The 13,371-nt window shown below is 65.3% G+C and carries 13 protein-coding genes; 9 read left to right on the forward strand and 4 right to left on the reverse strand.

Going from position 1 to position 13,371, the window contains the following annotated elements:
• The first annotated feature begins 150 nt into the window (after positions 1 to 150).
• From AC3RCJ_RS23265 to AC3RCJ_RS23275, 3 genes are all read left to right on the forward strand, one after another.
• Entirely contained in the window at positions 151 to 1,224 is a 1,074-nt protein-coding gene (locus tag AC3RCJ_RS23265; RefSeq protein ID WP_492965237.1) for a patatin-like phospholipase family protein, read from the forward strand.
• Positions 1,225 to 1,341: 117 nt separating this feature from the next.
• Complete coding sequence (locus AC3RCJ_RS23270; RefSeq protein WP_492965043.1) at positions 1,342 to 3,084, forward strand: methyl-accepting chemotaxis protein; 1,743 nt, start codon at positions 1,342 to 1,344, stop codon at positions 3,082 to 3,084.
• Between the two features lie 109 nt (positions 3,085 to 3,193).
• Positions 3,194 to 4,369 (forward strand): tetratricopeptide repeat protein, encoded by a 1,176-nt coding sequence (locus AC3RCJ_RS23275; protein ID WP_492965044.1) that lies wholly within the window; start codon positions 3,194 to 3,196, stop codon positions 4,367 to 4,369.
• Positions 4,370 to 4,374: 5 nt separating this feature from the next.
• On the opposite strand, the gene hemW is transcribed toward AC3RCJ_RS23275, so the two are convergent.
• The 3 genes from hemW to rph form a co-directional block, all read right to left on the reverse strand.
• Complete coding sequence (gene hemW, locus AC3RCJ_RS23280) at positions 4,375 to 5,649, reverse strand: radical SAM family heme chaperone HemW (protein WP_492965045.1); 1,275 nt, start codon at positions 5,647 to 5,649, stop codon at positions 4,375 to 4,377.
• Entirely contained in the window at positions 5,646 to 6,230 is a 585-nt protein-coding gene (rdgB, locus tag AC3RCJ_RS23285) for an RdgB/HAM1 family non-canonical purine NTP pyrophosphatase (protein WP_492965046.1), read from the reverse strand. The genes hemW and rdgB overlap by 4 nt, the downstream gene beginning before the upstream one ends.
• Positions 6,231 to 6,402: 172 nt before the next feature.
• A complete protein-coding gene (gene rph, locus AC3RCJ_RS23290) occupies positions 6,403 to 7,131 on the reverse strand; it encodes a ribonuclease PH (RefSeq protein ID WP_492965047.1) in 729 nt (242 codons plus the stop codon).
• Between the two features lie 304 nt (positions 7,132 to 7,435).
• On the opposite strand from rph, the gene AC3RCJ_RS23295 reads away from it, so the two are divergent.
• The 5 genes from AC3RCJ_RS23295 to AC3RCJ_RS23315 all read left to right on the forward strand — a co-directional run bounded on the left by AC3RCJ_RS23295 (position 7,436) and on the right by AC3RCJ_RS23315 (position 12,029).
• On the forward strand, positions 7,436 to 8,326 hold the full coding sequence (locus AC3RCJ_RS23295; RefSeq protein WP_099403009.1) for a YicC/YloC family endoribonuclease: 891 nt from the start codon (positions 7,436 to 7,438) through the stop codon (positions 8,324 to 8,326).
• A gap of 4 nt (positions 8,327 to 8,330) precedes the next feature.
• Entirely contained in the window at positions 8,331 to 8,654 is a 324-nt protein-coding gene (locus tag AC3RCJ_RS23300; RefSeq protein WP_492965048.1) for a hypothetical protein, read from the forward strand.
• 121 nt (positions 8,655 to 8,775) lie between these two features.
• Positions 8,776 to 9,414, forward strand: a complete 639-nt coding sequence (gmk, locus tag AC3RCJ_RS23305) for a guanylate kinase (protein ID WP_492965049.1) — start codon at positions 8,776 to 8,778, stop codon at positions 9,412 to 9,414.
• A gap of 55 nt (positions 9,415 to 9,469) precedes the next feature.
• A complete protein-coding gene (rpoZ, locus tag AC3RCJ_RS23310; protein ID WP_010400723.1) occupies positions 9,470 to 9,673 on the forward strand; it encodes a DNA-directed RNA polymerase subunit omega in 204 nt (67 codons plus the stop codon).
• An 82-nt stretch (positions 9,674 to 9,755) separates the two neighbouring features.
• Positions 9,756 to 12,029 (forward strand): RelA/SpoT family protein, encoded by a 2,274-nt coding sequence (locus AC3RCJ_RS23315; RefSeq protein ID WP_492965050.1) that lies wholly within the window; start codon positions 9,756 to 9,758, stop codon positions 12,027 to 12,029.
• A gap of 56 nt (positions 12,030 to 12,085) precedes the next feature.
• Here the strand turns inward: AC3RCJ_RS23315 and greB are convergent, their stop codons facing one another.
• A complete protein-coding gene (gene greB, locus AC3RCJ_RS23320) occupies positions 12,086 to 12,652 on the reverse strand; it encodes a transcription elongation factor GreB (RefSeq protein ID WP_492965052.1) in 567 nt (188 codons plus the stop codon).
• A 115-nt stretch (positions 12,653 to 12,767) separates the two neighbouring features.
• Between greB and AC3RCJ_RS23325 the strand changes: the two genes are divergently transcribed.
• On the forward strand, positions 12,768 to 13,358 hold the full coding sequence (locus AC3RCJ_RS23325) for a hypothetical protein (protein WP_492965238.1): 591 nt from the start codon (positions 12,768 to 12,770) through the stop codon (positions 13,356 to 13,358).
• Positions 13,359 to 13,371: the final 13 nt, after the last annotated feature.

Here is a 13,371-nt window from a genome sequence, read left to right on the forward strand (position 1 = left end):
ATTATGCAATATTTCTCAAGAAAATTCTTTCTCAAAAGAAAATTACTAATGCTAACAATGTGACTATAGCGCGCACAACTGTGTCACGGCGCCACGCTGAAGGTAGAATACAAAGCTACAGTCCGCCTCTCGCTTGCCAACTTCAACGCCATGCAATCACCGATCACCATCCGCCTGGGCCGCCGCGCCCGTGCCCGTATCGCCGACCAGGGCTTGCGCGCGCTCGACGTCGCCATCGTGCCCGCCGCCGCGGGCGGGCCGAAAGGCTTGATCCTGCACCAGCTCGATTGCTGGCTGTTCGGCGACTTTCTGGCGCAGGCGCCGCGCCCGCGCCAGTTCGTCGGCGCCTCGATCGGCGCCTGGCGCATGGCGGCGGCCGTGTTTGCCGACCCGGTGGCGGCACAGCGCCGCCTGGTGCGCGAATACGTGGGCCAGCGCTATCCGGACAGGCCCGATGCGGCCCATGTCAGCCGCACCTGCCGCGCCCTGCTCGATGCCGTGCTCGATGGCCAGGATGGCCAGGTGCTCGGGCACGCGCGGCACAGCCTGGCCGTGCTGGCCGTGCGCGGCATCGGCGCGCTGGCGCGGCCGGGCAAGTGGCGCGACCGGCGCGGCTTCCTGCTGGCGGCGGCCGGCAATGCCGTGGCGCGCGCGCGCCTGGCGGCGACCCTGGAGCGGGCCGTGTTCCATGCGGGGCCCGACGGCGCCGGCTGGCTGCGTTCGCGCTTCGACGCCTTTCACTCGCATTTCGTGCCGCTGGCGCAGGACAATCTGCGCGATGCGCTGCTGGCCTCCGGCTCCATCCCGCTGGTGCTCGACGCGGTGCGCGACATCGCCGGCGCGCCGTCCGGGCGCTACTGGGACGGCGGCCTGATCGACTATCACCTGCACCTGCCCTACCAGCGCGAGCCCGACCTGGTGCTGTATCCGCATTTTGCCGACCATATCGTGCCGGGCTGGCTGGACAAGGCCATGCCGTGGCGCCGCGCGCGCGGCCCCGATCCCGCGCTCGACAACATGATCCTCGTCTCGCCCTCGCCCGCCTTCGTGGCGAGCTTGCCAAACGGCAAATTGCCGGACCGGCGCGATTTTCCCCATTACGGCCAGGACCATGCGGCGCGCATGCGCGACTGGCGCCGCGCCATCGCCGAAAGCGAGCGCATGGCGGCCGCCTTTGCCCGCTGGGCCGAACGCCCGGACCTGGGCCAGGCGCTCGAGCTGTAGCGGGCAGGCTGCCGCAGGAGAAAAAAAACAGCGTTTTCTTCGCTCGCCTGGCGCTCACTTATCGGTGCATACTATATCGCACAGGCAATCCCCCTCCCCTGCGACAGGAGTTCGACCATGCACGCTCTCTCCCATCTTCGTATCGGCACGCGCCTGGCAGCAGGTTTCGCGCTGGTGCTGCTGCTGTCCGTCTTCTCCACCGCGTATGCGCTGTATAGCGGCCACATCAATTCCGAGGCGACGCGGCAAATGATGGAAAAACCGCTGGCCAAGGAGCGCCTGGTATCGGACTGGTATGTGCTGATCTATTCAGCCATCGCGCGTACCTCGATGATCGCCAGGAGCACGGACGAAACCCTGTCGAGCGTGTTTGCCGACACCATCGCCGACAGCACCAGGCAGGGTGGCGAACTGCTGAAGAAAATCGAAACCCTGCTCGTCAGCGAGGAGGAAAAGGCCATCTTCAAGGCATCCATCGAGGAGCGCGTCAAATACCAGGATGCCAAGACGCTGGTGATGAATGCGCGCAAGGGCGGCAACGCGGCGCAGGCGGAAAGCGCCTACCGCGACAGCTTTGCCCCGGCGGCGGCCAAGTACCAGAACAACGTCAAGGCGCTGCTGGCGCAGCAGCGCCAGGCCATCGACGCGACCGCGCACGCCATCGAGGCGGCCAACGAGCGCAGCTTCACCCTGCTGGTGTTGCTGTGCGCCCTGGTGGTGGCACTGGGCAGCGTGTGCGCGTGGCTGATCACGCGTTCGATCACCGCGCCCCTGCAGGCGGCAGTGAAGGTGGCCGAGACGGTGGCCGCGGGCGACTTGCGCACGCATTTCGGCCAGGCCGCCAGCGACGAAATCGGCGACCTGATGCGGGCGCTGCAAGGCATGAACGAGGCGCTGCGCAAGGTAGTGTCGGAAGTACAGACGGGCACCACCGCCATCGCCACGGCATCGGGCGAAATCGCCACCGGCAACGCCGACCTGTCGGCGCGCACGGAACAGCAGGCCAGTTCGCTGGAAGAGACCGCCTCGTCGATGGAAGAATTGACCAGCACCGTGAAGCAGAACGCCGACAATGCGCGCCAGGCCAACCAGATGGCCGTGGCCGCGTCCAGCGTGGCCGAACGGGGCGGCAGCATCGTCAGCCAGGTGGTCGACACCATGGGCGCCATCGACACGGCATCGACGAAGATCGTCGACATCATCGGCGTGATCGACGGCATCGCCTTCCAGACGAATATCCTGGCCCTGAACGCGGCCGTCGAGGCGGCCAGGGCCGGCGAGCAGGGACGCGGCTTTGCCGTCGTCGCCACCGAGGTGCGCAACCTGGCGCAGCGTTCGGCGGCGGCGGCGCGCGAAATCAAGACGCTGATCGGCGACTCGGTGGAACAGGTCAACAACGGCACGCGACTGGTGCAGCAGGCCGGCAGCACCATGGGCGAGGTGGTCGACAGCGTGCGCCGCGTCACCGACATCATGGCCGAGATCACGGCCGCCAGCGCCGAGCAAAGCATGGGCATCGACCAGGTCAACCAGGCCATCGCGCAGATGGACCAGGTGACGCAGCAAAATGCGGCCCTGGTGGAGGAAGCGGCGGCGGCGGCCGAAAGCATGCAGGACCAGGCGGCGCGCCTGGCGCAAGTGGCGGCCGGCTTCCAACTCGAGCACATGACCAGCGCGCCAGCGCGGACGGCGCGTCCCGCGAAGGCAGCCGGCGCCGACGTGCCGGCCGCGGCGCGGATCGGCGCGCCCCGCGTTCCGCAGGCGAAGGCCAGGCCGGCAGGCACGCCCAGGCCGGCGTCCGCCGCCACGCATCGTCCCCCCGCGCATATTTCCGGGGAGCAGGACTGGGAAGAGTTTTAAGCCCGGCCTAAAGTATTTGACAGCGCCGCCGGGCGCGCCGATACTGGTTTCAGGTGGGACTGGCGCGCCACCGCGAAGCAAGACAGCCGGCGCCTTCCAGGGAGAGATCATGCGCCCCTATCTTTTTACCGCCCGGTGGCTCCTGCGCCTTGGCGCGGCCATGCTGTGCGGCGCCTTGGCGGGCTGCGCCGCAACACCGGCGGCAAGCTTGCCGCCCGTCTTCAACGACGCCGACTTCATGCCGGCCGCCGCCATCGATGCGAGCCGCGTGTTCGCCCTCAGCGACGCCATGCGGCACTACGTGCAGACGGAAGTGCTGCGCGAGACCCGCAACAAGAATCCCCGCAGCGCGCTGTATGACGCGCTGTACGACAAGAGCCGGCTGAAACTCGAATACGACGCGGCCATGACCCGCAATGCCGGCGAAACGTTTGCCGCGCGCAGCGGCAACTGCCTGTCGCTGGTGATCATGACGGCGGCGCTGGCGCATGAAATGGGCTTGAGCGTGCGCTACCAGGAGGTACTGGGCGAAGAAAGCTGGAGCCGCAGCGGCGACATGTATTTTGTCGCCGGCCACGTCAATCTGGTGCTGGGCCCGCGCCTGGGCGACAATCCGAATAATTACGACGCCAAGGGCATGATGGTGATCGATTTCCTGCCGTCCGGCGACGTGGCGGGCTACCGCACGCGCGAAATCAGCGAGGCGACCATCCTCGCCATGTACATGAACAACCGCGCCGCCGAAACCATGAGCGAGGGCCAGCTGAACCAGGCCTACTGGTGGGCGCGCAGCGCCATCGTGCAAGACCCGTCCTTCAGCGGCGCCTATAACACGCTGGGCGTGGTCCAGCTGCGCCATGGCGACCTGGCGATGGCGCGGCGCACCCTGGCGCACGCGCTGGAGCGCACGCCCGACAACACCGCCCTGCTGTCGAACCTGGTGCAGGCACTGGAGGCATCGGGCATGGCTGCGGATGCCGTGCCGCTGCGGCGGCGCCTGCTGGCGCTGCAGCCGCAGCCGCCTTTCCATTATTTCAATCTGGGCAAGGCAGCCATGCAAAAGGGCGATGATGCCGGCGCGATCCGGCTGTTTTCGCGCGAAATCGCGCGCGATCCCTACTATCACGAGTTCCACTTCTGGCTGGCGCAGGCGTATGCGCACCTGGGACAACTGGCCCAGGCAGGCCGGCAGCTGGAACTGGCGATGGACAACAGCGTCACGCGCAACGACCATAGCTTGTATGCGGCCAAGCTGCAGCGCCTGCGCGCCGCCACCACGCATTAGCGGCCTCAGTCCTCCAGGAACATCTGCTGCAGGTCGTTCAGGAAGCGCAGCCCCAGTTCCGTCGGGCGTATCAACTGGTGATCGCGGTACAGCAAGCCCTTGGCCTCGGCCGCGTTGAGCGGCTTGTCGATGGCATTGATGGCCAGGCCCGTGCGCTCGGCGAACAGGTTGGGCGAGAAGCCCTGCGTCAGGCGCAGGGTATTGAGCATGAATTCGAAACCCATCTCTTCGCGTGCCAGCTCGCGCTCTTCCTGTACCGGCCGGCCCGCCTGCACCGCCTCCATGTACGCCTTCGGCTGCTTGTAGCGGGCCTGGCGCAAGACGCGGTGCGGGAACGAGATCTTCGAATGGGCGCCGGCGCCGATGCCGAGATAATCGCCGAATTCCCAGTAATTGCGGTTGTGCCTGGCCTGGCGGCCCGGCTGCGCATACGCCGACACTTCATAGCGGCCGTAGCCTGCCTGCGCCGAGCGTTCGGCCACCATGTCGGCGATATCGGCGCTCTCGTCGTCGTCCGGCAGCGCCGGCGGATACTTGGCGAACAGCGTGTTCGGCTCCAGGGTCAGGTGGTACAGCGACAAATGCGGCGGCGCGAACGCCAGCGCCGTTTCCAGGTCCTGCTGCGCCTCGGCCAGCGTCTGCGTGGGCAGCGCATACATCAGGTCGAGATTGAAGTTGTCGAAGTTCGCGTGCGCGATGTCCACCGCGCGGCGCGCCTCGCTGTCGTCATGGATGCGCCCCAGCGCCTGCAAATGGCGGCCGTTGAAGCTCTGGATGCCGACCGACAGGCGGTTGATGCCGCTGGCCCGGTAAGACTTGAATTTTTCCGCCTCGAAGGTGCCCGGATTGGCCTCCATGGTGATTTCGCAATCGGGCTCCAGGGGCAGCAGGGTGCGCACGTCCGACATCAAGCGGTCCAGCCCCGCCGCCGACATCAGGCTGGGCGTGCCGCCGCCGATGAAAATCGTGTGGATCTTGCGGCCCCAGATCAATGGCAGCGCCATTTCCAGGTCCAGGCGCAGGGCCGCCAGGTATTGCTCTTCCGGCAAGTCGCCGCGCACCTCGTGCGAATTGAAGTCGCAATACGGGCATTTTTTCACGCACCACGGAAAATGGATGTACAGCGACAGCGGCGGCAGCGCCGTCAGGTTCAGCGCGCCCGGCTGCAGGTACTTCAGGGCCGCCCCGGCGGCGCCGGAGATACCTTCCTGCGGCGCCGGGGCGGCGCCGGGCTTGGCTGCGGACTTGGCAACGGCGCCCACCAGTTTGATCGGGATCATCGCAGCTTTTCCACCAGCGCGCGCAGGGCCTGGCCCCGGTGCGACAGCGCGTTCTTTTCGTCGGACGTCAGTTCGGCCGCGCACTTGCCCAGCGCGGGAATGAAGAAATGCGGATCGTAGCCAAAGCCGCCGTTGCCGCGCGGCAAGGCGATCATCTCGCCGTTCCAGCGCCCGTCGGCGATCACCGGCTGCGGGTCGTCCGCATGGCGCACGTACACCAGCACGCAGTAGTAATACGCGGACTTGTCGGCATGCGCCTCGAGGTCGGCGATCAGTTTGGCGCTGTTGGCCGCATCCGACTTCGGCTCGCCCGCATAGCGGGCCGAATACACGCCCGGCGCGCCGCCGAGCGCATTGACGCACACGCCGGAATCGTCGGCCAGCGCCGGCAAGCCCGTCAGGCGCGCCGCGTGGCGCGCCTTTTGCAGGGCGTTTTCAACGAAGGTGTGGAACGGTTCGTCGCTTTCAGGCACATCGTATTCGCCCTGGGCGTGCACGGAAAAACCGATGGTCGAGAGCAGCTCGTTGAATTCCTTGAGCTTGCCGGCGTTGTTGGAGGCGAGGATGAGGCGTTGGGTCATTGACAATATCCGGGTTGAGCCAGCCCTGCGCGGAACTGCGGGGCTGTATGAAGTGCCGATATTGTAAACCTTTTGCGCCCCCCTCACCTCGCCCCGCCGCTGCCGCCAGAAGTGGCAGGCGTGGGCTTTTTGCCCGGCGCGGCGGGCAATCAGATGTAAATCTGTGTAAAGATCACATCCCGAGAGCCTGCTTCTGCAGGGCGATCAGGTCGGCGATGCCGCCCTGCGCCAGGTCCAGCAGGCGGTTCATGCCGGCGCGGTCGAACGCCGCGCCTTCGGCCGTGCCCTGCACTTCGATGAAGTGGCCCGCTTCCGTCATCACCACGTTCATGTCCGTGTCGCAGCCCGAGTCTTCCACGTAATCGAGGTCCAGCACCGGCATGCCCTGATAGACGCCCACCGAGATGGCGGCAACGAAGCTTTTCACGGGAATGGCGGCGATCGCACCGCGCGCCTGCAATTGGGCAAACGCGTCATACGCGGCCACCATGGCGCCCGTGATGGAGGCCGTGCGCGTGCCGCCATCGGCCTGGATCACGTCGCAATCGAGATGCAGGGTGCGTTCGCCGAAGGCTTGCAAATCGAAAGCGGCGCGCAGCGAGCGGCCGATCAGGCGCTGGATTTCCTGCGTGCGGCCGGACTGCTTGCCGCGCGCCGCCTCGCGGTCCATGCGCGTGTGCGTCGAGCGCGGCAGCATGCCGTACTCGGCCGTCAACCAGCCCTGTCCCTTGCCCTTCAGGAAGCCCGGCACCTTGTCTTCGATGCTGGCGGTACAGATGACCTTGGTGTCGCCGCACTCGATCAGCACCGAGCCTTCGGCATGCTTGGTGTACTGGCGGGTGATGCGGATGGCGCGCAGCGCGTCGACGGCGCGGCCGCTCGGGCGGGATTCGAATGTCATGGAGTGTCCTGTGTGATTGGGGGATGCGGCAGCGATTCTAACACCGCGCGGCCCCCTCATTTGCAGCCATGCAACAGCACGGGGCAGCAATGGCGGGGGCTGCACACATGATCCCTACAATCCTGCCCCGCCAAACACAATTTTCTTTACAATGCCGTAAAACGCACACTATTCAGCAATTTTCAGGCCATCGCCGTATCGGGCACTGTTTTACGGCGCGGGCGGTCTTGCCTGCGCTGGCTGATTAAGTGTATAAGTGACTGTATACAAGACCAAATCGGGGAATCCTTTGAGCATTTCAAGCATGACAGGCTACGCGGTTGCCACCAGCGAAGGTGCTGCTGGCACGCTGACAATTGAAATCAAGAGCGTCAACTCGCGCTTTCTCGACCTGCAATTCCGCATCAACGACGATCTGCGGGCACTGGAGCCCGACTTGCGCGCCGCCGTCATGTCCGCCATCACGCGCGGCAAGGTCGAGGTACGCCTGAGCTTTGGCCGCAAGGCCGCGACCGCCGGCACGCAGGCGCTGAACCTGCCCCTGCTGGCCGAACTGGCGCGCCTGCAAAACGAAGTCGGCCAGCATTTCGTCTCGGCTCCCGTCATGACGGTGGCTGAACTGTTGCGCTGGCCTGGCGTCATTGAGGAAGCGCAAGTGGGACAGGAATCCCTGCAGGCGGACGTGGGCGCGCTGACCCGCCGCACCGTGGCCGCCTTTGTCGACAGCCGCAAGCGCGAAGGCGCCGCGCTCGAAGCGGTGCTGGTGTCGCGCATCGAGGCGATGGAAGCCATCGTCAAGCGCATCACGCCGCTGATCCCGCAAGTGGTGGCGGCCTTCCAGCAAAAAGCCATCGAACGCATGCAGGATGCGCTGGGGCTGGCCAGCCAGGGCTCGAACTCGGCCCTGTCGCGCCAGGACGCCATGGAACGCATCCGCCAGGAAGTGATCCTGTACGGCATCCGCATCGACGTGTCGGAAGAACTGGCGCGCCTGTCGGCCCACCTGGGCGAAACGCGCCACATCCTGACCAAGGGCGGACAAGTGGGCAAGCGCCTCGACTTCATGATGCAGGAACTCAATCGCGAAGCCAATACGCTGGGCGCCAAGGCGTCCGTCAAGGAACTGGCCGACGCCTCGATGGACTTGAAGCTGCTGATCGAACAGATGCGCGAACAGGTGCAGAACCTGGAGTAAGCGCATGCAAACCTTGCAGCAATGGCTATTCGCCGCCGGCCTGGCGGCGCTGACGACGGGCGCCCTGGCGCAGGCCGGGCAGCCGCCCTCGCCCTATGCGATCGAGGCGTGCACGGCCGGCTGCTTCCTGCTCAAGGAACGGGGCGCCGCCATCTATACGGGCGCCGACGCGGCCTCGTACCGCATTTGCGCGCGCGGCGGCCTGGGCGTGGAACTGTCGGTCGATGGCACCCTGGTGCGCATCAACAACCGCGACTGCACCGATGTGAACGGACGCGCCATCGTGCTCAACGCGGGCGAAGTCATGCTGGGCCGGCTGCCGCACTGAGCGCCGCTGGCCCCATGGCCGCTGTAATTGATGACTGGCAAGGGCAGCTCTTGGTAAAATACGCGTTTGGGCGCGGGCCGGACTAGCCAGGCGCCAACAATACAGACATGGAAAGATCCGCATGACTCACCCTACCGCCTTCTCCGGCAGCCTGTTCGTGGTCGCCGCGCCGTCCGGCGCCGGCAAATCGACGCTGGTCAATGCGCTGCTGGCGCAGGAACCCGGCATCAAGCTGTCGATCTCGACCACCACGCGCGCGCCCCGCCCGGGCGAGCAGCATGGCCGCGAATACTACTTCACGACGGCGGAAGACTTTATCGCGCGCGCCGACCAGGGCGAGTTCCTGGAATGGGCGGAAGTGCATGGCAATTACTACGGCACTTCGCGCATCATGGTGGAACAGCAAATGCTGGCCGGCACCGACATCCTGCTGGAAATCGACTGGCAGGGCGCGCGCCAGGTGCGCAAGCAATTCCCGCGCGCGGCCGGCATTTTCATCCTGCCGCCGTCCATCGACGCGCTGGAAGAACGCCTGAACAAGCGCGGCCAGGACGAGCCGCACGTGATCACGCGCCGCCTGCTGGCGGCCGGCGGCGAAATCGCACACGCTCCCGAGTTCGAGTATGTTATTATCAATGAAGAGTTTACGGTCGCTTTGTCCGAACTGAGCGCGATCGTGAGAGCGGCCCGTTGCCGGTTTGCGCAACAAGCGGCCCGCAACGCATCGCTATTCGCCCAGCTGGGCCTGCACGCCGAGTAATCAGCCTGCACGCCAGTTCATACACTGCACCACGCACAAAAATTTAGGAGTTACTATGGCCCGTATCACAATCGAAGATTGCCTGAAGCAGATCCCTAACCGCTTTCAGCTGACCCTGGCTGCAACGTATCGCGCACGTCAGTTGTTGCAAGGCCACACTCCGAAGGTGGAAGCCAAGGACAAGCCGACCGTCGTCGCACTGCGTGAAATCGCTGCCGGCAAAGTCGGCATCGAAATGCTGAAAAAGGTCCCGATGTAAGTGGGAACCCGCGTGCCGGAACAGTGCTGACCCCTGGTTCTACCGTATCCTTTATTCACACTGTGAAGCAACGCGACGTTTTATGAGTCTGACCCCAGCCGACACGACTTCCGCAGCACTGCCGCCCCTGGCCCCGCGCCAGGCGGCAAAAACACCGGGCGCTTCCGCGTCCGGCGTCGGCACGCCCGGCGGCGGCGCCTCGGCGGCGCCGGCCCCGGGCGTGGCCTCCGTCAGCCACCTGGCCGACAAGCTGGCCGAATACCTGTCCCCCGCCGACCTGAAAAAAGTCAAGGAAGCCTACCGCTTCTCCGACGAAATGCACCTGGGCCAGATGCGCCGCTCCGGCGAGCCGTATATCTCGCATCCGATCGCCGTCGCCGAAATCTGCGCCGACTGGAAGCTCGATGCGCAAGCCATCATGGCCGCCCTGCTGCATGACGTGATGGAAGACCAGGACGTCAAGAAGGATGAATTGATCGAACGCTTCGGCGCGCCCGTGGCGCACCTGGTCGACGGCCTGTCGAAGCTGGAAAAGATCGAATTCCAGAGCCAGATCGAAGCGCAGGCGGAAAACTTCCGCAAGATGCTGCTGGCCATGGCCTCGGACGTGCGCGTGATCCTGATCAAGCTGGCCGACCGCCTGCACAATATGCGCACGCTGGACTTCATGACGGCGGCCAAGAAGCGCCGCATCGCCAGCGAGACCATGGAAGTGTACGTGCCGATCGCGCACCGCCTCGGCCTGAACAATATCTACCGCGAACTGCAGGACCTGTCGTTCTCGCACCTGTACCCGATGCGCTACCGTACCCTGGCAAAAGCCGTCAAGGCGGCGCGCGGCAACCGGCGCGAAGTGGTCAACAAGATCATGGAAGCGGTGAAAAGCACGTTTGCCATGGCGGAAATCGATGCCGAAGTCACGGGCCGCGAAAAGACCCTGTACGACATCTATAAAAAGATGCGCAGCAAGCATTTGTCGTTTTCCCAAGTGCTGGACGTCTACGGCTTCCGCGTGGTGGTGGGCAGCTTTGCCGAATGCTATGTCTCGCTGGGCACCCTGCACAGCCTGTACAAGCCCATGCCGGGCAAGTTCAAGGATTACATCGCGATCCGCAAGCTGAACGGCTACCAGTCGCTGCACACGACCGTCATCGGTCCGTATGGCACGCCGGTCGAATTCCAGATCCGCACGCAGGAAATGCACCGCACGGCCGAATCGGGCGTGGCGGCGCACTGGCTCTACAAGAGCGGCGAATCGAACCCGTCCGACCTGCAGCAGCGCACGCACGCCTGGCTGCAGTCCTTGCTCGACATCCAGCAGCAGACGGGCGACTCGGCCGAATTCCTCGAACACGTGAAAGTCGACCTGTTCCCCGACTCCGTCTACGTGTTTACGCCGAAGTCGAAGATCATCGCCCTGCCGCGCGGCGCCACGGCCATCGATTTTGCCTATTCCATCCACACGGGCATCGGCGACCAGACCGTGGCCGTGAAAATCAACAACGAGACCTCGCCGCTGCGCACCGAGCTGCACAATGGCGACATCGTCGAGATCATCACCGATTCCTCGTCGCGCCCCAGCCCGACGTGGCTGTCGTTCGTGCGCACCGGCAAGGCCCGCTCGGCCATCCGCCACCATTTGCGCACGATCAACCTGCCCGAATCGATCGCCCTGGGCCAGCAATTGCTGTCGCAGGCGCTGCAGACGCTGAACATCGACGCCGACCTGCCGGCGCCGCTGGTGGAACGCCTGCTCAACGAATCGAGCGCCAATTCCATGGACGAACTGTACGCGGACATCGGCATCGGCAAGCGCATGGCCACCCTGGTGGCGCGCCACATCTTCGGCTTGATCGGCGGCGAAGCGGCCAGCATGCCGGTGGAACACAATAGCGGCAGCGAGCTCGACCCGGTCACCATCTGCGGCAGCGAAGGCGTCTCGGTGCAGCTGGCGCCGTGCTGCCTGCCGATACCCGGCGACCAGATCATCGGCCAGCTGCGCCGCGACCAGGGCTTGCTGGTGCACACCAGCGACTGCACGCAGGCCAAGCGCCAGCGCGCCAAGGAACCGGACCGCTGGATCGCCGTGCGCTGGGGAACCGAACTGAACCGCCGCTTCGACTGCCGCATCAAGGTGCTGATCAACAGCGAGCGGGGCATCCTGGCCCGCGTGGCAGCCGAAATCGGCGAATCCGACGCCAACATCATCTATGTGGGCATGGACGAAGACAAGGACAACGTGCTCGACCAGCTGCGCTTCACCGTGCAGGTCAAGGACCGGGTCCACCTGGCCGCCCTGCTGCGCAATGTGCGCCGGGTCGCCGGGGTCAACCGGATACTCCGGGAGCGCAATTAAAAAAACGGCTGGCCAGATTCTCTGCCCAGCCGTTTTTTCATGCCGATAGCATCAGCTCAAGTTTCCCCCGGCGCCGGATACGTCACCTCCAGCAATTCCAGCTCCTGCTCGCCCTGCGGCGTATTGAGGGTGAGCACATCGCCCTCGCGCGCCTTGGTGATGGTGCGCGCCATGGGCGAAACCCAGCTGATCTTGCCGTTCAGGGGGTCGAATTCGTCGATGCCGACGATGGTGATGGTATGCGTTGCGCCGTCGCCGGTGCGGTAGGTGACGGTGGCGCCGAAGAACACCTGGTCGTTGCCATGGTGCACGCTGGGATCGACGATGGCGGCCAGGTCCATGCGTTTCGTCAAAAAGCGGATGCGGCGGTCGATTTCGCGCAGCCGGCGCTTGCCGTAGATATAGTCGCCATTTTCCGAACGGTCGCCGTTCGACGCCGCCCAATGGACGATGCGCACCACTTCCGGACGCTCGACGTCGATCAGCTGCAGCAGCTCGTCCTTGATGCGCTGGTAGCCGGCCGGCGTGATGTAGTTCTTGGCGCCGGCGGGAATGGCCAGCGCCAGCGCGGCCGCTTCTTCATCGTCGTCGTTGTCGGATTCTTTTACAAAGGCTTTATTCATCCGTCTATTGTAGCCGCGCCAGGAAGCCATGGGCACACCGGATGCGGAGGCGGGCGGGCTTTTTTGACGTATCATCGTGGCAATCGCGGCAAACCTGCGCCGCACACGGAGACGGATGAAAAAATTCTACAGAGTCAGGCGCTGGCTGTTCGCGCCGCTGGTCTACCTGGCCGCCATCTTCCTGCTGATCGAAGAGTGGCTGTGGGCGACCGGCGCGCGCATCATGCAGGTGATCGCGCAATTTCCGCCCCTGCATGCACTGGAAGCGTGGATCAAGCGCCTGCCGCCGTACTGGGCGCTGGCCATCTTCGTGCTGCCCGCCGTGCTCTTGTTCCCCGTCAAGCTGCTGGCCCTGCTGGCGATCGCGCGCGGCCATGCGTTTTCCGGCATCGGCGTGATCGTCCTCGCCAAGCTGGGCGGCGCGGCGGCCGTGGCGCGCCTGTACAGCCTGACGCGCCCCACCCTGCTCGGTTTGCCCTGGTTCGCGCGCTGGCACGGTGTATTCATGGAAACCAAGGACCGCTGGATCGCCCGCCTGCGCGCCACGCGCCCGTGGCGCAGGGTCAGCCGCCTGTCGGCCGCGCTGGGCCGCGCCCGCCGGGCCTGGTGGCAACGCCTGCGCAGCGGCGCGCCCGGCCGCCATAATTCGCGCCCGGCGCGCGTGCTGCGCCGTTTCGCCGCCTTCTGGCGCGCGCGCCGCCGATGAAGGAAGGCCAGAC

It is taken from the genome of Janthinobacterium sp. GW822-FHT07H11 (assembly GCF_058798615.1).